Raw genomic sequence first — 20,138 nt, forward strand, 5'->3', positions numbered from 1 at the left:
TACACTAAACTTTGCTCCCCAGCGTGCTAAACAGCGCTTCTATTTTTTCCAGATCCTTGCTTTTCGAAGTAGTTTCCAAAACTGCTACGCCCATTTGATACCACAAACCATCACCGGCGGTCAGGTACTTGCCTCTCTTTGAAGGCTTTGACTCAGATGCATTATCAGCAACAAATTCTGCTCGGTAAACAGTATCCATGATTTTTTGCAGCTGGTCCCATTCCAGTTGACGGGCAGTTCCGCCGTCTTTACTAACTGTAAATGTTTTATTAGCAAAAGAAGCTTTCAGGTCAATGCGGCTTTTTTGATCACCGTCTATTTCGAGATATGTAAGCTCGAAAGGTTTTTCGCGACCGCTAGCTTCAAAGATTGCCTGCATCATTTCTTGTAAAAAGTACGACCAGCGTTCCTTGTCAACCGGATAAATCGTAACACGCTTTTCATTTTCTTCCAACTCAATTTCGACGAAATCCTCGTACTCATTTTCCTCCCGCTTGCGGATCGTTTTGGAGCTGGTAAAGATCTCCTCAAACTCTTTCAACCAGATTACCGGAACATTCCCTCTCCATTTATAATCATCCTCGGTAGTAAAACCTTCGTCATAAATTTCGTCTTCGGAAATTTCGTCGCGGTCGGTGTACCGGAGCTCGAAGTCGACATCCAGCTTCGTTTCTGAAACCAGATTCAGTTTCAAAGCATAGTAGTGCGAAAAAGGCGCGGGTACTACCGGAGCAGTTTCGAACCTGATAATGTAAAGTCCTGGTATTTGAAGATTCTTATCCATTTAAGATACTGAGACAGTTGAAAAAGTCCGGCGCTTATCAATCTTGCCGGTTGGTGTTTTTATAAATTGTTTTACAAAGTAAGTATGTTTCGGAGTTTCATAAGCCGAAACCTGCCTCCTTATTTCTTCCATAACTGAGTTTTCATGTACCGATTGTAATTCGCCTTCAATTACGAGCACCAGTTTTTGTCCCAGCTTCTGATCCGGCTCCCACCAGGTAAAATGTATGTTAGGGATGTTCAAACGGGCAAATACGTTAGCAACCGCCGCGTCGACTTTATCAAGCACGATCTTTACCCCGCCGGAATTGATCACATTATCTGCCCGCCCGATCCATTGGAATGTATTATTTTCAATTTCAACAAGATCATTGGTCTGAACTACTTCGCCATTTGTTACATCACCAGTCACGAAAAGGCATCCTCTTTCGTCGGCACCGAACTGGACACCGGGCAAAAACGTGTATCTGATTTCTTCTTCCGGACAGTTCAGGCGGCGCAATGCGATGTGGGATACTGTCTCTGTCAATCCGTAGCTTTGATAAACAGGCGCCTGCAACGTGGCAATCTGCTGCTGCAAACCTGCATTGACAGGCGCGCCGCCCAATAGGATTTTACCCAAAGTACTTACCTTATCCCGCGTGGCCGGATGTTCCAAAATACTCGCTAACTGCATAGGTACCAATGCAGTGAAGTCAAACTGAGCCGCTTCGTCCGTCAGCAGGAGCGGATTTGAAGCCGGCTCAATAACCGTGATCTGCCAGTCCAGTTCCATTCCCCGCACCAGCATCATCAAGCCGGCAATATACCCGATATTCAGGCACACCAGCGCCCTGGTACCGCGAGTCAGGTTCAATGCTCTTCCGGTCGCCATTGCACTGGTTACCATTTGTTTTCTGGTCAAAACAATAGGCTTGGGCGTGCCGGTGGAGCCGGAGGTATGCAGGGTAAACTCGCTTTCTCCCGATTTCCATTTGCGCATAAAATCGTGCGCTTTGCCCAAATAAACATCCTGCGGCCGCGGCTTTTCCCAAAAATCTGCTGGTAGGAACATCTTATTTGTTTGCTTTTTGAAGGATACCCAAACAATCAGTATTTTCGCACTTTCTGGTGCAAGAATATCCTTCTTTTCGATTCTTCTTGCCTTCTTTTATCAAAAATTCATTTCAGATATGTCCAGTCAAATTCAATGGGAAACCATTAAAGAATACGAGGAGATCCTTTTTACAATTCACGAAGGAATCGCAAAAATAAGCATTAACCGTCCGCACAAACACAATGCATTCACGCCGCTCACCGTCACCGAGATGATTGACGCCATGCATATCTGCCGCGAGGATCCACGGATTGACGTGATTATCCTTACCGGCGAAGGTGGAAAAGCATTCTGCTCCGGCGGTGACCAGTCTGTGCGCGGGCATGGCGGCTACATTGGCGACGACCACGTTCCCCGTCTTAATGTACTCGACCTGCAAAAAATGATCCGCTCCATTCCAAAAGCGGTGATCGCGATGGTAGCTGGCTGGGCGATCGGCGGCGGCCACGTACTGCACGTGATTTGTGACATTTCCATTGCGGCAGAAAACGCGAGGTTCGGACAAACCGGTCCGAAAGTTGGCAGCTTCGACGGCGGTTTCGGTGCTTCTTACCTGGCGCGCGTGGTAGGTCAGAAAAAAGCGCGTGAGATCTGGTTCCTGTGCGACCAGTACGATGCAAAGGAAGCGCTTGATATGGGTCTGGTAAACAAGGTGGTTCCGCTCGAAGAACTTGAAGCAACTACTGTGGAATGGTGTAAAAAAATCCAGGAGAAAAGCCCGCTGGCGATCAGAATGCTGAAAAGCGCATTCAATGCAGAGCTGGACGGACAGGCCGGAATCCAGGAATTGGCGGGTAATGCAACTTTACTTTATTACCTCAGCGAGGAGGCGAAGGAAGGTCAGAAATCGTTTCTTGAAAAGAGAAAGCCCGATTTCAGCAAATACCCGAAATTCCCCTGATTTTACCCAACATCTTATTTGCTAAGAACCTAACAGACGAACATGAACTACTGGCTCGTAAAATCAGAACCCAGCGCTTATTCCTGGGACCAACTTGTGAAGGAAAAAGAAGGAATGTGGGACGGCGTACGCAATTATGCTGCGCGAAATAATCTGATGGCGATGAAAAAAGGTGATCAGGTGCTCTTTTACCACAGTAATGAAGGCAAGGAAGTAGTTGGTTTAGCGGAAGTATCCAAAGAACATTATCCCGATCCGACTGCAAAGGAAGGGAGCTGGGTCGTCGTGAATGTAGTGCCGGTGGAGAAATTCCCTAAAACAGTGACACTGGCGCAGATCAAGGCTGATGAACGTTTGAAAGAAATGGCGTTGGTTAAATTGTCGCGATTGTCTGTCGTACCTGTTCGGCCCGAAGAATTTGACGTTATTGTTGGACTGGCCCATGATTCCAAATAGAAACTGCGGATTGAAAGCGACGGTTTTCCTGTTCCTTCTTGTTTTTACGTACGCTCAGGCGGCTGCACAAAGTGTGAAGCGCATTGAGCTTCCGCTGTCGGGCAACACCGCGTACCAAACAGTTCCGCTGGGCGAGCAGGGTGTACTCCTGATTTCAAAACCAGACCGGGGCACATTCAATGTGCAGAAGTTCGATACAAATCTAGACAGGGTTTGGTCCATCGACGGGCCTATCGAGTCTAATCTTGACTATGTAACCTCTTCTTACGACGGACAGGCGGTATTCCTGCTATTCAGTAAATACCGGAGCTCGCTGTACCAGATTGTCAAAGTGAATGTAGGTCCCGGTTTTGTGGAGACTTTCACGATCAACACGCTTGACCGCTTTGAGATTACGGATTTCAAGACTTTGGGTTACGCGGTGTTCATGGCTGGGATGGTACGCAACGAGCCGGTGCTGATCTATACCCAGCTCACCACAGCGCAGACGAAGGTCTTGCCATCGGCGATCAAAGGTTCTAATGCGATCCAAACCGTAGAGGTTGATACAGCGCATCATTTGGTAAACGTCTGTTTTGCAGTAAAAAAAGGAAGGCAAACTAAGATTGTCGCCCGCTCCTATGAAGAAACAGGTGAATTGTACACACAGGTTTCGGTCGACCCGGAGGATGATTTTTCCTTGCTCAGCGGCCGTTTGCAGGTATTGAACGATTCTGTGCGGATCATAATCGGGACTTATGGTTACCGGAATATGCAAAGCAGTACGACAGCAGCTTCGCAGGGATTGTATATCAGTAAAATCGTGGGCGAGGAGACTGCTTTTACCAAGTACCACAGCTTTACGGATTTTAAAAACTTCTTTAATTTCATGAACGAGCGCCAGCAGGAAAAAATGGAAAGGCGCATCAGGAAAAAGAAAGAAAGCGGCGACGACCTGAAACTCAATTATCGGCTTCTGGTGCACGATATCGTTCCAAAAGACAACCACTACCTGCTTGTCGCGGAGGCATTTTACCCTGAATACCGGTATAATAATAACAACATGATGGGCGGCTTCGGGTATGGTGGTTTCGGCTATCCTTTTGGAATGGGACTCTACAATCCCTATCTATGGAACCCGATGTACGGCGGTCGGGGCTATAATCAGCAGATTTTCGACGGGTTCACCTACACGCATGCGATTGTGACAGATATTGACCAGAACGGAAATCTTGTCTGGGACAACAGTATCAATTTTGATCATGTAAAAAGCATGGATTTGCGGGAAAAGATTCGGGTACAAACTTTTTCAAATGGCAATTCCAGACTTGTATACAGTCACAATGGAGCAATCCGGAGTAAGATCATCAAGGGCGACCAGGTAATCGACAGCGATCACATCATCCCGAACGAAACGAATGTGGAAGGTGACAAAGTAAGGAAAACCAGCACCGATGACATCGACTACTGGTACAACAACTTTTATCTCGCCTGGGGCGAACAGCGAATCATCAATGCCGCCGGCGATCCGCAGACAAGGGGCAGGAGGAATGTGTTTTACCTGAATAAAATTGCATATTGACCCTCCCTATCGCCGCCTTGCCGTTGGCTGAAGCCTACGGAAATAGATATGTCGCACCGTTTTCCATTTGCTTTAGCCAACGGAAATAGATATGCGGCCCCACATTCCCGTTGGCTAAAGCCTACGGAAATCGATATGTCGGCCCCGTTCCCGTTGGCTGAACCCCCACGGAAATAGATACGTCGGCTGAGGCCGACATAAATTTGCCAAGGCAAAAAAAATTAATTCCCGTCGGCTTTAGCCAACGGACAAACACAATTCAAGTAACAGTACATGTATTGCGTTTGTACTTGTATTTGTAATTTTAATCCAACATCACCGTGATCCTACTTTCACCAGACCAACATACTGACTACCAATTAATCGATACTGGTGGCTTTGAAAAGCTTGAACGATTTGGGCCTTATATATTGACCCGCCCGGAGCCCCAGGCGATTTGGGACAAATCCTTGCCCGAGAGCGAATGGGAGGAGCGATCCAATGCGGTTTTCAAGAAAGACAAGAATTCGCAGGAAAAGGGCCAATGGGTAACAAAAGGCGATATGCCGGAAAAGTGGGTTTTTCAGTACCGTACCAATTCGATGCACTTGCGCAGTAAGCTTGCATTATCTTCTTTTAAGCACGTGGGCGCATTTCCGGAGCAGGCTACCAACTGGGATTATATCTCCAAGAAGCTCAAACAAATTCCCGAAGAGAAGCCAAATGTGCTTAACCTTTTTGCATATACGGGCATTGCTTCACTTGCCGCGAAAGCTGCGGGCGCAGATGTAACGCACGTCGATTCTGTGAAACAGGTGATCAGCTGGTCGCGTGAAAATATGCAGCTGAGCGGGCTTGACAACATTCGCTGGGTAGTGGAAGACGCAATGAAATTCGTGCAGCGGGAAGTGCGCCGCGGCAACCAATACAATGGGATCATTCTTGATCCGCCTGCTTACGGTCGTGGCCCAGATGGGGAGAAATGGTTGCTGGAAGAAAGCCTGAACGAGTTATTGCGACTTTCTGCATTGCTACTGAAGAAGGAAAACTTCTTTTTTATTATCAACCTCTACTCCCTGGGATTCTCTGCATTGATTGTAGAAAACCTGATCAAAGCACATTTCGGTACAGATATCAGGCACGAGTTCGGCGAGCTGTTTATTCCTGATTCTTTTGGCAAAAAATTGCCGCTAGGTGTATTTTCCCGATTTTCTGACCACAATGATTAAAATACAGGAAGAATTTCCAATTTTGTATAATACCTGGGGCACGTCGAATTCTGGTGGTGCATGGGCTTAATTATATGAGATTACCTTATTTTAACTGTCTGATATTCTTCTTTTCGGTCGCTTTTACCGGGTTGCTGCAATCCTGCCAGAGCGACGCGAGAAATGCTTCGCGGATTCCGCCAGTAGTCAAAAAGTCCCGCGCGCAATGGCAGAACGACGCGCTACTATCGCTAACCGAACTGATCAACCGCGGGATAGATTCAGATGTAAACTATTTCAAGAGAGCCCGGATCTATTTTGAACGGGAGCAGTATACCGAGGCGCTGGACGATATCAACGAGTCTATCTACGAACAAGATAATGTAAGTGACTATTTTCTGTTGCGGGGAAAAATCAACCGGGAACTAGGTAAGATTGACAATGCACTGGAAGACGCGCAGCGCGCCGAGGCCTTACAGCAGAGCAGTCCTGAACTCTATGTTTTACTCGCAGACATTTTGCAGGCGAAAAACCGGTTTGGCGAATCAGTAAGTTACTTGAACCAAGCATTGAAAATGGCGCCTTACGATGGTTCCGCCTACTACGTGAAGGGCATGTTGCAGGCGCGGCAGGGCGACTCGCTGGCTAGTTTGCAGAGCCTTGATTACGCGATCAATGTAAATCCCAGACTGCTGCGAGCCTACCAGCAGAACATTCTGATTTTACGCAGACTTAAAAATCTCGATAAAGCTTTAGTAATCAGCAGCAAAGCGATCAGCCGCTTTCCGTCAGACCCTACCCTCTTTTTTGAACAAGGACAGATCTTCATGGCTATGGCTAGACCTGATACTGCATTGATCAGCTTCCAAAAAGCGGTAAATCTCAATCCAGACTACGAAGATGCACTCTGGCACATAGCCAATACCAGCATTCAGCTGCGGCACTACGGCAAAGCATTACCTGCATTGAATAAGCTTTTGAAAAAGAAACCACAGTCAAAAGAGATCAACAACTTAATTGGATTGTGTTACGAAAAAAGCTTCGACTACGACCGGGCGCGGGAATACTATACCACTGCACTGGCATTGAGTCCCGGGGATCAGGATGCGCGTTACGGGCTTTACAGGATTAGGCTGCGGGAAAATGAAGGAACTTATGAATCGTATTATCCTCAGGAGAATGCAGGATCGGGGTACAAGCTGCTTGATACTGCCCGCGTAAAGATCAATGTACTCCAACCGCGCGGCACTACAAATATCCGCGTCGACTCAACACGAAAAGCTAAAATTGAATAGCTTTGCACTTTACAGTTTGCTGAAAAACCTTTGAATTAAATCCACAGAATAGATTTTTGAATGAAAGACGAGTCTCAAGTAAAAATTACCCTGCCAGACGGTAGTGAAAGATTTTATCCGAAAGGAGTTACTGCCCTTGAAATCGCACTCAGCATCAGCGAAGGACTTGCGCGCAATGTAATTGCAGCGAAAGTTAACAATGAAGTGTGGGATCCCACGCGCCAGATTACGGAAGATTCGCTGGTGAAATTGTTGACGTGGAATGACGAGGACGGCAAATCTACATTCTGGCATTCGTCTGCGCACTTACTTGCGGAGGCTTTGGAGGCGTTGTATCCGGGCATTAAGTTCGGCACCGGACCTTCCATTGAAAAGGGTTTTTACTACGATGTGGACCTTGGCGAACAGTCCATTTCTCAGGAGGATTTTCCAAAAATCGAGGCTAAGATGCTGGAACTGGCGCGCCAGAAAAACGAGTATGTGCGCAAGCCGATCAGCAAAGCAGATGCGCTGGAATATTTTACGCAAAAAGGAGACGAATACAAGTTGGAGCTGATCGACGGTCTCGAAGATGGTTCCATTACATTATACGAGCAAGGCGGCTTTACCGACTTGTGCCGCGGACCGCATATCCCGAACACCGGCTTTATCAAAGCAGTTAAGCTAACCAACATTGCAGGCGCTTACTGGCGTAACAAGCAGGATAACAAGATGCTTACCCGCATTTACGGGATTACTTTTCCAAAGCAAAAAGAGCTGGAAGAGTATGTAACATTAATGGAAGAAGCCAAGAAACGCGATCACCGCCGGCTGGGCAAAGAACTTGAACTGTTTGCCTTCTCTGAGAAAGTTGGTCAGGGCTTGCCATTGTGGCTCCCAAAAGGTGCGATGCTGCGCGAGCGGCTGCAATCTTTCCTGAGTAAAGCACAGTCGCGGGCAGGTTATCTGCCGGTAATTACCCCCAACATCGGCAGCAAGGAACTATATGTTACCTCGGGCCACTGGGATAAATATGGCAAGGATTCATTCCAGCCGATCAAAACACCAAACTTAGGTGAAGAGTATCTGCTAAAACCGATGAACTGTCCGCATCACTGCGAGATATACAAAACCTCTCCCCGCTCTTATAAAGATCTGCCCTTGCGGTTCTCGGAGTTTGGAACGGTGTATCGTTACGAGCAAAGCGGCGAGCTTCACGGGCTGACCCGTGTGCGGGGCTTTACACAGGATGACGCGCATATTTTCTGCCGGCCTGATCAGGTGAAAGAAGAATTTATACGTGTGATCGACCTGGTACTATATGTATTCAAATCGCTTGGTTTCGAGGATTACAGCGCGCAGGTTTCATTGCGCGATCCAAACGACAAGGTAAAATACATTGGAAAAGACGAAGACTGGGAGCGCGCTGAGAATGCGATCGTTGAAGCTGCGCAGGAACGTGGGTTAAGTACAGTAACCGAGCTAGGAGAGGCTGCATTCTATGGTCCGAAGCTGGATTTCATGGTACGCGATGCTCTGGGCAGAAAGTGGCAGCTGGGTACCATCCAGGTTGATTATCAAATGCCAAAACGTTTCGGACTGGAATATACCGGCTCTGACAACCAAAAGCACCAGCCTGTGATGATCCACCGGGCTCCATTCGGTTCAATGGAAAGATTCATTGCAATCCTGATTGAAAACACGGCGGGACAGTTTCCACTTTGGTTATCTCCTGATCAGATCGCTATTTTACCTATCTCGGAAAAGTTTGCAGATTACGCCGAAGAGGTATTTTTCAGGCTGCAAGACAATGATATCAGGGGATTTGTGGATCACAGGGACGAGAAGATCGGCAGAAAAATCAGGGATGCGGAAGTTACAAAAGTCCCATTCATGCTGATAGTTGGCGAAAAAGAAGCGGCAGAAGGCAAGATTTCAGTACGCCGGAAAGGAGAAGGTGACCTGGGCAGCATGACAATAGACGAATTTGCAAGCTATTTCAAGAAAGAAGCAGCATTGATTTGATGTTTTTCGGATTTTTTAGTATAATTCATTCAGGAAGGCACTATTTTTGTTAGCGCACTGTTACCAATTTCGATTTTTACACAAGAATACAAAAAACACCAAACCAAGTTATATGGCATTAAGACCCCCTAGTGGACGGTTAAGAGTTCCCGAAGAACCTTATAAAATAAACGAACGAATTACAGCAAAAGAAGTACGTCTGGTTGGAGAGAACATCGAACCAGGTATAGTGGATATCAATACAGCCCGAGCTATGGCAAAGGCGCAAAGCCTTGACTTAGTTGAAATTGCACCAACCGCAGTGCCGCCTGTTTGCAAGATTGTCGACTATTCCAAGTTTAAATACGAGCAAAAGAAAAAGCAAAAAGAGATCAAAGCGAAAGCTCAGAAGGTTGTCATCAAAGAGATCCGTTTCGGCCCTAATACAGATGATCACGATTTTGAGTTTAAGTTAAAACATGCTCAAAACTTTTTGAAAGAAGGTTCTAAGGTGAAAGCTTACGTACACTTTGTGGGACGTACGATTGTGTTTAAAGAGAGAGGGGTTAATCTTCTGAATAAATTTTCAGAGGCACTTACAGAATATGGCAAGCTTGAAATGGAACCCAAACTGGAAGGAAAAAGAATGACTATTATTCTCGCTCCTGCCCCTGCAAAAAGTAGCAAGTAATTGACCTAAAGGTTATATATAGATATGGTAAATCGTGTCCCTGGCGCTAAGTCGCGGACACGATTTTATTTTATGAACATTTTGCCTAATTTTGCGCGCTGTTTTATATTTTATCAATTAACATTTCTTTGAATCATGCCTAAAATGAAAACCAACTCCGGTGCTAAAAAGCGTTTTGCGCTTACTGGTACTGGTAAAATCAAACGTAAGCACGCTTTCCACAGCCACATCCTGACCAAAAAATCAAAGAAGCGCAAGCGCGGTTTGGTTAAGACCGGTCTGATCGATGTGTCTAACGAAAAGCAGGTAATGGCAATGCTTGGAAAACAATAGTTCCGAAGCCATTAAAATTGAAGTAACATTCAGGTTTCTTTGTTCAACCCGGTAAAAGGCTTTTTAAGACTCAGCAGAGCGCCGATTATCAAAAACAGTTAAAATATGCCACGTTCAGTAAATCACGTTGCGTCACGTGCAAGACGTAAAAAAGTAATGAAGCTTGCGAAAGGTTATTTCGGCCGTCGCAAGAATGTATGGACAGTAGCTAAGAATGCGGTAGAACGCGGTTTGGCTTACGCATACAAAGGTCGTAAGCAGAAAAAGCGCAATTTCCGCGCATTGTGGATCCAGCGTATCAACGCAGGAGCACGCGAGCACGGATTGTCTTACTCTGCTTTTATCGGCAAACTGAGTGCATCAGGCATAGAGCTAAACAGAAAAGTTCTCGCTGACTTGGCGATGAATCATCCGGAAGCTTTCAAAGCGATCGTTGATCAGGTAAAATAAAACAGCAATCCCGCCTCCCCGGCGGGATTTTTTTTGCCCTCCCCAGCCAATCCCGGCATCTTCACAATTAATTAATCCTCCATATAGCGAAAGCTTGGTACTTTAGTAGTCCTGTCCGGTATTACAGGAAAGTACTAATCACCTACCCTATCTAATGGAATCAAGAAGAGAATTTCTCAAAAAAGCGACGATGCTCACCGGTGCTGCCGGTATGTTCAGCGTGCTGCCAGCCTCAATCCAGAAAGCGCTCGCGATAGATCCACAAAAAGGAAGCACTTACCTAGACGCCGAGCACGTGGTGATTCTGATGCAGGAAAACCGCTCGTTTGACCATTCCTACGGTACCCTTCGCGGCGTAAGGGGCTTCAACGATCCGCGCGCGATCCGCTTGCCAAATAAAAACCTCGTGTGGATGCAAAACAATGCATTTGGCGAAACGCACGTCCCTTTCCGGTTGAATATGCGTGAGACCAATGCAACCTGGATGGGCTCGCTGCCGCATTCGTGGACCAACCAGGTGGATGCCAGGAATAATGGCAAATACGATCAATGGCTGATCGCCAAGCAGCCGGGGCATAAGGATTACGCTAAAATGCCGCTTACGCTGGGTTATTATAACCGGGAGGATATTCCATTTTACTACGCGCTCGCAGATGCATTCACAGTGTGTGACCAGAATTTCTGCTCCTCACTGACCGGTACTACCCCCAACCGCCTTTACCTATGGACAGGAACAGTACGCGAAAATCCAGACCCGAAGCATTACGCAAACGTTAGAAATGAGAATGTAAGTGATGATGCAGAAGCCAGCTGGACAACTTTCCCCGAAAGACTGGAAGACCACGGCGTTTCATGGAAAATATACCAGAATGAGCTGAGTATTTCAACCGGCTTGACCGGAGAGGAAGATTCGTGGCTTGCCAACTTCACCGACAACCCGATCGAATGGTTTACCCAATACAATATCCGTTTTCATTCAGGATACCAGAAGTACCTGAAATCGCAGCTCGAAACTTTACCAGGGGAAATTGAAGAAGCAAAGACGAAGCTGAAAAAAGCTGCACCGGGTAAGGAAACAGAAACGATCGAAAAAGCCATTGCAGCCAAACAGTCGAGCCTGAAACTCGTAAAAGAGGAACTGATCAAATGGAGTCCGGAAAATTTTGAAAAGCTTTCGCAGCGCAGCAAGAACATTCACCAGAAGGCATTCACGACCAATAAAAACAACCCGGACTACCGCAGTATTACCACTGTGAAGTACATGGACGGCGATATAGAGCGTGAGGCGAAAGCACCGCTGGGCGACACTTTGCATCAGTTCAGGAGCGACGTGAAATCCGGACAGCTCCCTGCGGTCTCCTGGCTTGTGGCACCCGAAAATTTTTCAGATCACCCTACTTCTCCCTGGTATGGTGCATGGTACGTTTCCGAAGTAATGGATATTCTGACGGCTAATCCCGAGGTTTGGAAAAAAACGATCTTTATCCTTTGCTATGACGAAAATGACGGATACTTTGACCATGTGCCGCCGTTTTCCGTTCCAAATCCCTATAAAGAAGATACCGGAGCAGTTTCTGCGGGGATTGACTGCAAAACCGAGTACGTGACCTTGGAGCAGGATATGACGAAAAAGCCAGCAAAGGAAAGCCGCGAGAGCCCAATTGGACTAGGATACCGCGTGCCGCTGGTGATCGCTTCCCCTTGGAGCAGAGGTGGTAATGTATGTTCGGAGGTTTTTGACCACACATCCATTCTGCAGTTTTTGGAAAATTTCGTGTCTAACAAAACAGGCAAGTCAATCAGAGAAACGAACATCAGTGAATGGAGACGGACAATTTGCGGCGATCTGACTTCTACATTTTTGCCCTATAACGGTGAGCAGATCAAGCTACCGGCTTTCCTGGAACGCGATGAATTCATGGAAGGAATTTTTAATGCGAAGTTCAAGAAGCTACCAAATGCGTATAAAGCTTTGAGCCAGGAAGAAATCGACAGGATCAATAAGGATCCGCTATCGTCTTCTGTTTTACCAAATCAGGAAAAAGGAACGCGTCCTGCCTGCCCTGTTCCTTACGAGCTGTACGTAAACGGCGCCACCAACTCTGACAAAAGTGCATTTGAAATAAAGCTGGAAGCCAGAAATGACATGTTCAAAGACAGATCTGCCGGCGCTCCATTCATTGTTTATGCCCCGGGCAAATACAAAAATGAAGATTTCAAGGTATGGAATTATGCCGTTAAAGCAGGCGATTCACTAAAAGGCTCATGGAAAATCAGTGATTTCGATGGCGGCAAATACCATTTGTTGGTGCATGGACCAAATGGATTTTTCAGAGAATTCATGGGTACCAAAGATTCAGGTTCTGTTAAAGTGGGCGCGCATTACCGGTTGGACAAGAACAAAAAAACAAATGCGGCTCTCGTGTTCAGCTTTGCCAGCCTCAATGAAGACCGAAACGCAGTTGTCACAATCAAAGATAACTCCTACGGATCTGGTAGTAAGACAGTTGATCTACAACAGGTATCTCCAGGCGCAGAGCTGCTTGTCCCAATCAATGTAAGCCAAAATTCAAACTGGTACGACTTCTCCATTACTATTTCCAGCGATCCGGAATTTCTCCAGCGTTACGCCGGACACATTGAAACCGGCCACCTCAGCGAAAGCGACCCGTTTATGGGACAGGCGCTCAGCTAGCTATTCCTTACGTCAGGCTGGAATCCCAGCCTGACACTTTGTCACATACAAATTCCCTTCTGTATTCTGGTACGGGGTTTTTACAGAACCTCAGAGCGACCGTAATGCTGGTCACCAAGCTCAACAGAACGAATCAAATTATACTTAACTTTAATATAGAACAATGGGAAAAATTATTGGCATAGACTTAGGAACAACGAACTCCTGCGTGGCTGTCATGGAGGGTAACGAGCCAGTCGTAATTGCAAACAGCGAAGGTGCCCGTACAACTCCGTCTGTCGTTGCATTCATGGATAATGGTGAACGCAAAATCGGAGCACCGGCCAAACGTCAGGCGATCACTAATCCCAAGCATACTATCAGCTCCATAAAGAGATTTATGGGCAAAAAATACGATGATACAATCGGTGAAATGAAAACCGTTGCGTACAGCGTAGAAAAAGGACCTAACAACACGCCACGTATCCCAATCGGGGACAGATTATATACACCACAGGAAGTTTCTGCTTTCATTTTGCAGAAAATGAGACAAACTGCAGAAGATTATCTTGGCCAGGAAATAACTGAGGCGGTTATTACAGTTCCTGCATACTTTAATGATGCAGAACGTCAGGCTACCAAAGAAGCTGGTCAGATTGCAGGTTTGGATGTAAAACGCATCATTAACGAGCCTACCGCGGCTGCGCTTGCATACGGTCTTGACAAGCAGCACCAGGACATGAAAATTGCAGTTTTCGACTTAGGTGGTGGTACTTTCGATGTATCTATCCTGGAATTGGGCGACGGTGTTTTTGAAGTTAAATCTACCGACGGTGATACCCACCTTGGTGGTGATGACTTCGACCAGGTAATTATCAACTGGCTTGCTGACGAATTCCAGAAAGACGAAAACGTCGATTTGAGAAGAGATCCAATGGCGCTTCAACGTTTGAAAGAAGCTGCTGAAAAAGCGAAAGTTGAATTGTCAAGCTCGACACAGACTGAAATCAACTTACCCTATATCTTCCCTGTTGACGGCATTCCAAAACACTTGGTTCGCACATTGACCCGGGCGAAGTTTGAGCAGCTGGCGGATACATTGTTCCAAAGAATGATGGAGCCTTGCAAAAGAGCGATGAAAAACGCGGGCTATTCTAACAGCGATATCAATGAAGTGATCCTGGTAGGTGGTTCAACCCGTATCCCTCGCGTGCAGGAAGAAGTTGAGAAATTCTTTGGCAGAAAACCTTCCAAAAACGTTAACCCTGACGAAGCAGTTGCAGTTGGTGCAGCGATCCAAGGTGGTGTTTTGACGGGTGAAGTGAAAGATGTATTGCTTCTTGACGTGATTCCATTGTCTCTGGGTATCGAAACGCTGGGTGGTGTTTTCACAAAATTGATTGACGCAAACACAACAATCCCGAGCAAGAAAACTGAAACATTCTCGACTGCTGCTGACAACCAGCCTTCTGTTGAGATCCACGTACTGCAAGGTGAGCGCCCTATGGCCAACCAAAACCGTACACTGGGACGTTTCCACTTGTCGGATATTCCGCCAGCGCAACGCGGTACCCCACAGATCGAAGTAACTTTTGATGTGGATGCAAACGGTATCCTGCACGTTTCGGCGAAAGACAAAGGAACCGGAAAAGAGCAGAAAATCCGTATCGAAGCTTCAAGCGGTTTAACCGACGCTGAAATCAACAGAATGCGTGAGGAAGCGAAAGCCAACGAAGCGGCCGACAAAGCGGAACGTGAAAGAATTGAAAAAGTAAATGCAGCTGACAGCCTGATCTTCTCAACTGAAAAACAATTGAAAGAATTTGGCGATAAGCTTTCGGAAGGAAATAAATCCAGCATTGAAGGTGCATTGGCTGAACTGAAATCAGCACACCAGAACCAGGATCTTTCAGGAATTGATTCTGCAATGGAAAAACTGAATGCTGCATGGCAGGCTGCTTCTCAGGAAATGTACGCTCAAGGCGGCGAAGGCCAGCCTGGTGGCGCCCAGCCGGGAGCAAATCCTGGTAACCCGGGAGCAGCTGACAACGGCAATGCGACTGACGATGTGACGGACGTCAATTTTGAAGAAGTCAAATAAGACTAACGCTTTAAAATCCCCGTCTGAAAAGATGGGGATTTTTTTTACACCCAATATTCAAAAATGGGGCGCGCAAATCTCACAATGAAACAGTATTCATTATGAGCTTACTGGCACCAAATTTTATCACATTGATACACACGAATTCATCAAATAGAAACCTGTTACTAAAATTCAAGCTAACATATGGACGCAAGGATCGCATTACCTGAACTGATGTACTTATCCCCAACTACCCGCGAAAAGGCGGTAGTGATTGCCCAGGAACTTCTCAGGTCACACAACATTTCACCACGCGACGCTGTAGCAAAAGCCATTTTGATAGCTAAGAACTGGGCTGTCAAAAAGGTTAACCGCAGTGTTTGGAAAAAATTAAAATCCATCGAAAAAGAAATCATATGATTAGCAGCGAACTGAAATTCAAAGATCAGGTTGCTATTGTAACCGGTGCAAGTTCTGGAATAGGTAGAGCCTGTGCAGTACATTTGGCAAGTTTAGGTGCAAAGGTTGTAGTGAATTACAGCTCCAATGCAGCAGAAGGCCAGAAAACGGTAGATGAAATCAAAGATAGAGGCGGACAGGCGATTCTTGTAAAGGCTGACGTCAGTCGTGAAGATGATGTTTTGGCGATGTTCAAAGAGACCATCTCTACGTACGGCAGACTGGATATTCTGGTCAGCAATGCAGGATTACAGAAAGACGCTCCGTTTCTTGAAATGACATTGCAGGAATGGCAGAAAGTAATAGATGTAAACCTTACCGGCATGTTCTTGTGCTGCCGAGCTGCTGCAAGACAGTTTCTTGCACAGGAAAAAGCAGCGGGTGAAACAAACCACAGTGAACTTTCCATTGGTAAGATCGTGATGATGAGTTCTGTCCACGACATTATTCCCTGGGCAGGGCATGTGAATTACGCTGCTTCTAAAGGTGGTATCATGATGTTCATGAAATCCATCGCACAGGAACTTGCGCCACATAAAATCCGGGTTAACTCGGTGAGTCCAGGGGCTATTAAGACGCCTATTAATAAGGAAGTTTGGTCTGATCCTGGCAAATACGACGAGCTCATGAACCTTATTCCATATAAGAGAATAGGTACTCCTTTGGACGTAGCGAAAGCGGTCGCCTGGCTGGCCTCTGATGAATCTGATTATGTTAACGGCGAGACTTTATACATCGACGGCGGCATGACACTCTATCCGGAGTTTTCGGATAATGGTTGATTGTACGGTAACGATACTTCATCAAAGTATAAAAAACGTCCGGCCTAAACCGGACGTTTTTTGTGTTTATGGAAGCAACTTCCCTAAGACTTTCAACACATATAAAACATTCCTACACTCAGAAGCGCTACTTGCTCATCCAAAACCACCGGTTGCACATTGAAAAGGCAAATAAGTTGCATTACACATTTAACCTATTGAATTATTCGAATATTATTCCGCATTTTGTTTCACGTCACGATGCTGTACAAATCAGTACGTTGGGAGGGCGGAATCTAACGTGCTATGATGACGAAAATCAAGATTTTAGTGCCCTCGCTTCTAACATTAGCTGCATTCACTTTTCTCCTCAATGCATGCTCACAAAATGATTTATCAGAACTAACTTCAAAAAAAGGAACCAATGACAAGAACAAGTTTTTCGTCGACCAGAATGAGGCGTTCAGCCTGCTCTCCGGTGAGGAAGCTACGAAAAATCAAAAGAATGCACGGACAAAAAACGACAAAAGGTTGTATGTAAAAGCGCTAAGGCAGTTTAATGACAATGCAGGCAAGACAATGTTCTACATCGTAGAGTACAAAGGAGACAAAGGGTTCACGCTGCTTTCTGCTGACAAAAGGATGAAACCGATTCTGGCCTTTTCGGAGAAAGGAAGCTTTAACAAAAGGGCAGATAACCCAGGGATCCAGCTCTGGTTTGATATCATCAGAGAAAATTTTGAAGGTGTCCAAAACCAGAAGGAAGCGCACATTGACATTGTTAATTTGTGGGAACAGCTCAAACAAAACTCAAACGGCAACCGAACCACAGGGGCGCCCGTTAACACCCCGGAAGCCAGCTGCGAGTGGTTTGTGACACACCCCCTTCCGGCGAATTCGACGATCGAGCATTTGACGCATACACTTCCCAATGGCGGCAAGGTACTGGCTATAATGCCTTTTGTCCGTCTGGAATTAATACAATGAATTGTTGTGGGCAGTATAATTGCGGGAAGGCGCCAACTGGCTGTGGGCCCATCGCGGTGGCGCAGGTTTTAAGATACCATCGAAAGCAAATCACTTCCAGTGGGCATACTTACTCGGCATCGATGTTTAATGCTATGCCAATAACTGCGCCAAACAACTGCATTCCTGTGAATCCAAATCATATTGATTTAGCACATCTTTTACGCGACACCGGTAAGGATTTGGACGCAGTATACAACACTGTGGTTCCAGCATTAGGTATTCCACTATCAGGATCCGGATGCCAAAACTGGAACATGCCCGGACACATTGATAATTTCTTCTCAAACCGGGGATATACTTCCTTTGATAAAGAATTCTTTACCAACATTGGGGTAGTAAGCTCCGAACTTCGCGCGCTCAGACCGGTTATCGTATTCGGATCGAACTGTGCTGCTTGCGCGGCGAAACAGCACATTTGGGTCATGGACGGGATTAGGGACTTGTATGCCATTTTCAATGATCAAAATGGATTTTGCTATGAAAATCACTCGGTATACTATCAAATGAACTGGGGTTGGGGAAATGATCCTGAAAATAATATCTGGTTTGCTTATAACGGGATTGTTGGTGGCGGCACTTTGTATAACAGTTCAAATATGAGAGCTTACATTGTTAAACCATAATCCGGTATTATTATGAAAGTCATAGCACTGATACTAATCATTGGACTGATCATAGGATGTTTCCCTAAACGATTTTCACCTGAGCCTACCGGCGACGTTGTCCAAGGCGACAAGCCTGGATATTGGATGTTAGTTGGTTATCAAAAAAAAGGTAAGAAGGAAGATATAAACAAGATCCCGGGTAAACTTCTACTTGAAGTACGATATATCCTTTCAGTAAAAGACAGCTTGGAAGAGCCTCAATATCAGAAGGGTGCCCCATATTACTTCTTTTCATACTTTAATTCCGCATTACACAGGACAGACTCAGTACATGCTGTGCTATATGGTAGCAGGTACGACAGAAAGCATAAGAGAAGCCAATACTGGTATCACATTAACAAAGAGTCAGGTTTCGCTGCTTTTTTGGATGTGGAACTGGGGAAGGAAACAATAACCCATCGGGTCGAGTTCAGCAATGTCATGCAAAGCGCAACCTACAAACCCGAGCTGGATTCATTGCGCTATTACTACGAGCCGACAGCCAAGTTCAGGTGATCAATTTCGGAGATATTTCCAAGCTCTACTACTCGCTGAAACTAGATTTAACTATACTTTATCAATCACAAAAAAACGTCCGGCTTCAACCGGACGCTTTTTTTTAGGTTGTGAACGTACAATACTGCAACTACATCCAGAAGAATGCCAAACCATCCAAAACGTTCCTACACCCACAAGCGCTACTTGCTCACTTACAACCACCGGTTGCACATTGATAAGCTCCAAATATTGCATTATAAGCACAGCTTATTGAATTGTAGCATTAATTCACCTCACCTTTGTATCACATTACGAAGTCTTACAATAAGTAATGCGGGAGGATGGATTCATCACATACTAAGGACATGGAACATGCACTACTTAGGGCCGCGTTGCCCCTTCTCGCCTGTTTGTCAATGCTACTTTTCTCTCAATGCCAGAAAGAAGAGCCATTGAACGCTGGGATCAACATGCCTGACCTGCTTCGACAATTATCACATCTGGGTTTGTGAAGGATATCAATGGAATGAATACAGCGAATTCGACTGTGCGACCAAGCAATGCAAGGAATGGTCGTTCACCTACTTGCGAATGAATTGGGGCTGGGACGGAGAATGGAACGACTACTATGCGTTTGGCCAATACAATCCCAAAGGCGAGGATTACAATGGGAATATGCATATAATAACAGGAATCAGACCTTAATCCGTTATGAGCAAATCGACACGAATATCTGTGCTTGTTACTTTAACTCTCTTGTCAATTGGTGCTTGTGAACCTGATGAAGGCTGGACCCCTGGTGGACCTTTTGAGGTGCGCTTATTCGGCGACTGGAAATTAGAGAAGGTTGTCACTCCTACCCGCGTTCTCTCAGGTACTCAAATAGGATACACGGAAACTATGAACATTACCAACAAAGGCGGCTATGACATCGAAGAAGTTTTCAGAGATGACACGCTCTTCAATACATATTACTGGAGAAGAAATCCAGCCCCTGTCGCAAAAACGAAACAACAGACCGTTTTAGTAACATATCGTTATGACCTGAAACGCTTTTACAAAATTTACAGCACAGTCGGGCAGCCGGCGACTCTGGAAGCAACCGATTACTTGCCGGAACTGGGAGGCGCAAGAGATAGTGTGAAATTTTTTTATAAAGCGATTTGGTGACACAGCTATGTAAACCTCAAAAGCTCGGCGGAGCAGCGGATACAGTCAAATTTTATTATAAGGAAGTTTTGTAGGTGCGTTTCC

The 20,138-nt window shown here is 45.9% G+C and carries 19 protein-coding genes; 17 read left to right on the top strand and 2 right to left on the bottom strand.

Annotated elements, in window-relative coordinates:
* Window positions 1-4: 4 nt before the first annotated feature.
* Window positions 5-784: a hypothetical protein gene (locus tag Q369_RS0111910; RefSeq protein WP_031528035.1), complete on the bottom strand. Its 780-nt coding sequence runs from the start codon at window positions 782-784 to the stop codon at window positions 5-7.
* The gene (locus Q369_RS0111915; RefSeq protein ID WP_031528036.1) at window positions 785-1,837 is read right to left on the bottom strand and encodes an AMP-binding protein; all 1,053 of its coding nucleotides are present in this window, start codon (window positions 1,835-1,837) and stop codon (window positions 785-787) included.
* Window positions 1,838-1,955: 118 nt separating this feature from the next.
* On the opposite strand from Q369_RS0111915, the gene menB reads away from it, so the two are divergent.
* From menB to Q369_RS27665, 17 genes are all read left to right on the top strand, one after another.
* A complete protein-coding gene (gene menB / locus Q369_RS0111920) occupies window positions 1,956-2,780 on the top strand; it encodes a 1,4-dihydroxy-2-naphthoyl-CoA synthase (RefSeq protein WP_031528037.1) in 825 nt (274 codons plus the stop codon).
* Between the two features lie 42 nt (window positions 2,781-2,822).
* Window positions 2,823-3,236 (top strand): EVE domain-containing protein, encoded by a 414-nt coding sequence (locus Q369_RS0111925; protein ID WP_031528038.1) that lies wholly within the window; start codon window positions 2,823-2,825, stop codon window positions 3,234-3,236.
* Window positions 3,223-4,797: a hypothetical protein gene (locus tag Q369_RS0111930; RefSeq protein ID WP_229206815.1), complete on the top strand. Its 1,575-nt coding sequence runs from the start codon at window positions 3,223-3,225 to the stop codon at window positions 4,795-4,797. Before Q369_RS0111925 ends, Q369_RS0111930 begins: the two co-directional genes overlap by 14 nt.
* 320 nt (window positions 4,798-5,117) lie before the next feature.
* Window positions 5,118-6,005 (top strand): class I SAM-dependent methyltransferase, encoded by an 888-nt coding sequence (locus Q369_RS0111935; protein WP_031528040.1) that lies wholly within the window; start codon window positions 5,118-5,120, stop codon window positions 6,003-6,005.
* Between the two features lie 74 nt (window positions 6,006-6,079).
* Complete coding sequence (locus Q369_RS0111940) at window positions 6,080-7,279, top strand: tetratricopeptide repeat protein (RefSeq protein ID WP_031528041.1); 1,200 nt, start codon at window positions 6,080-6,082, stop codon at window positions 7,277-7,279.
* 60 nt (window positions 7,280-7,339) lie between these two features.
* Window positions 7,340-9,283, top strand: coding sequence for a threonine--tRNA ligase (gene thrS / locus Q369_RS0111945; protein WP_031528042.1), 1,944 nt, complete (start codon window positions 7,340-7,342; stop codon window positions 9,281-9,283).
* Window positions 9,284-9,395: 112 nt separating this feature from the next.
* The gene (infC, locus tag Q369_RS0111950) at window positions 9,396-9,953 is read left to right on the top strand and encodes a translation initiation factor IF-3 (protein ID WP_051664034.1); all 558 of its coding nucleotides are present in this window, start codon (window positions 9,396-9,398) and stop codon (window positions 9,951-9,953) included.
* A 135-nt stretch (window positions 9,954-10,088) separates the two neighbouring features.
* Complete coding sequence (gene rpmI / locus Q369_RS0111955; protein ID WP_031528044.1) at window positions 10,089-10,286, top strand: 50S ribosomal protein L35; 198 nt, start codon at window positions 10,089-10,091, stop codon at window positions 10,284-10,286.
* Between the two features lie 105 nt (window positions 10,287-10,391).
* Window positions 10,392-10,736 carry a 50S ribosomal protein L20 gene (gene rplT / locus Q369_RS0111960; RefSeq protein WP_035333345.1) on the top strand — a complete coding sequence of 115 codons (345 nt, stop codon included), beginning with the start codon at window positions 10,392-10,394 and terminating at the stop codon, window positions 10,734-10,736.
* A gap of 154 nt (window positions 10,737-10,890) precedes the next feature.
* Window positions 10,891-13,431: a phosphocholine-specific phospholipase C gene (locus Q369_RS0111965; RefSeq protein WP_031528046.1), complete on the top strand. Its 2,541-nt coding sequence runs from the start codon at window positions 10,891-10,893 to the stop codon at window positions 13,429-13,431.
* A gap of 163 nt (window positions 13,432-13,594) precedes the next feature.
* Window positions 13,595-15,511: a molecular chaperone DnaK gene (gene dnaK, locus Q369_RS0111970; RefSeq protein ID WP_031528047.1), complete on the top strand. Its 1,917-nt coding sequence runs from the start codon at window positions 13,595-13,597 to the stop codon at window positions 15,509-15,511.
* Window positions 15,512-15,697: 186 nt separating this feature from the next.
* On the top strand, window positions 15,698-15,913 hold the full coding sequence (locus tag Q369_RS0111975) for a hypothetical protein (protein WP_031528048.1): 216 nt from the start codon (window positions 15,698-15,700) through the stop codon (window positions 15,911-15,913).
* Complete coding sequence (locus Q369_RS0111980) at window positions 15,910-16,734, top strand: glucose 1-dehydrogenase (RefSeq protein WP_031528049.1); 825 nt, start codon at window positions 15,910-15,912, stop codon at window positions 16,732-16,734. The genes Q369_RS0111975 and Q369_RS0111980 overlap by 4 nt, the downstream gene beginning before the upstream one ends.
* A 309-nt stretch (window positions 16,735-17,043) precedes the next feature.
* A complete protein-coding gene (locus Q369_RS0111985; protein WP_169739250.1) occupies window positions 17,044-17,700 on the top strand; it encodes a Spi family protease inhibitor in 657 nt (218 codons plus the stop codon).
* Window positions 17,697-18,365, top strand: coding sequence for a C10 family peptidase (locus Q369_RS29470; protein WP_229206816.1), 669 nt, complete (start codon window positions 17,697-17,699; stop codon window positions 18,363-18,365). Before Q369_RS0111985 ends, Q369_RS29470 begins: the two co-directional genes overlap by 4 nt.
* Before the next feature lie 12 nt (window positions 18,366-18,377).
* Window positions 18,378-18,902 (top strand): hypothetical protein, encoded by a 525-nt coding sequence (locus tag Q369_RS0111995; protein WP_031528052.1) that lies wholly within the window; start codon window positions 18,378-18,380, stop codon window positions 18,900-18,902.
* 693 nt (window positions 18,903-19,595) lie between these two features.
* Window positions 19,596-20,054, top strand: a complete 459-nt coding sequence (locus Q369_RS27665) for a hypothetical protein (RefSeq protein WP_157488160.1) — start codon at window positions 19,596-19,598, stop codon at window positions 20,052-20,054.
* Window positions 20,055-20,138: the final 84 nt, after the last annotated feature.

The organism is Dyadobacter crusticola DSM 16708 (assembly GCF_000701505.1).
Lineage (GTDB): Bacteria > Bacteroidota > Bacteroidia > Cytophagales > Spirosomataceae > Dyadobacter > Dyadobacter crusticola.

What these genes read in the sequence shown, in the direction of transcription:
- Q369_RS0111910 (WP_031528035.1), bottom strand. Translation starts at nt 784, where the DNA reads ATGGATAAGAATCTTCAAATACCAGGACTTTACATTATCAGGTTCGAA.
- Q369_RS0111915 (WP_031528036.1), bottom strand. Translation starts at nt 1,837, where the DNA reads ATGTTCCTACCAGCAGATTTTTGGGAAAAGCCGCGGCCGCAGGATGTT.
- menB (WP_031528037.1), top strand. Translation starts at nt 1,956, where the DNA reads ATGTCCAGTCAAATTCAATGGGAAACCATTAAAGAATACGAGGAGATC.
- Q369_RS0111925 (WP_031528038.1), top strand. Translation starts at nt 2,823, where the DNA reads ATGAACTACTGGCTCGTAAAATCAGAACCCAGCGCTTATTCCTGGGAC.
- Q369_RS0111930 (WP_229206815.1), top strand. Translation starts at nt 3,223, where the DNA reads ATGATTCCAAATAGAAACTGCGGATTGAAAGCGACGGTTTTCCTGTTC.
- Q369_RS0111940 (WP_031528041.1), top strand. Translation starts at nt 6,080, where the DNA reads ATGAGATTACCTTATTTTAACTGTCTGATATTCTTCTTTTCGGTCGCT.
- thrS (WP_031528042.1), top strand. Translation starts at nt 7,340, where the DNA reads ATGAAAGACGAGTCTCAAGTAAAAATTACCCTGCCAGACGGTAGTGAA.
- infC (WP_051664034.1), top strand. Translation starts at nt 9,396, where the DNA reads ATGGCATTAAGACCCCCTAGTGGACGGTTAAGAGTTCCCGAAGAACCT.
- rpmI (WP_031528044.1), top strand. Translation starts at nt 10,089, where the DNA reads ATGCCTAAAATGAAAACCAACTCCGGTGCTAAAAAGCGTTTTGCGCTT.
- rplT (WP_035333345.1), top strand. Translation starts at nt 10,392, where the DNA reads ATGCCACGTTCAGTAAATCACGTTGCGTCACGTGCAAGACGTAAAAAA.
- Q369_RS0111965 (WP_031528046.1), top strand. Translation starts at nt 10,891, where the DNA reads ATGGAATCAAGAAGAGAATTTCTCAAAAAAGCGACGATGCTCACCGGT.
- dnaK (WP_031528047.1), top strand. Translation starts at nt 13,595, where the DNA reads ATGGGAAAAATTATTGGCATAGACTTAGGAACAACGAACTCCTGCGTG.
- Q369_RS0111975 (WP_031528048.1), top strand. Translation starts at nt 15,698, where the DNA reads ATGGACGCAAGGATCGCATTACCTGAACTGATGTACTTATCCCCAACT.
- Q369_RS0111980 (WP_031528049.1), top strand. Translation starts at nt 15,910, where the DNA reads ATGATTAGCAGCGAACTGAAATTCAAAGATCAGGTTGCTATTGTAACC.
- Q369_RS29470 (WP_229206816.1), top strand. Translation starts at nt 17,697, where the DNA reads ATGAATTGTTGTGGGCAGTATAATTGCGGGAAGGCGCCAACTGGCTGT.
- Q369_RS0111995 (WP_031528052.1), top strand. Translation starts at nt 18,378, where the DNA reads ATGAAAGTCATAGCACTGATACTAATCATTGGACTGATCATAGGATGT.
- Q369_RS27665 (WP_157488160.1), top strand. Translation starts at nt 19,596, where the DNA reads ATGAGCAAATCGACACGAATATCTGTGCTTGTTACTTTAACTCTCTTG.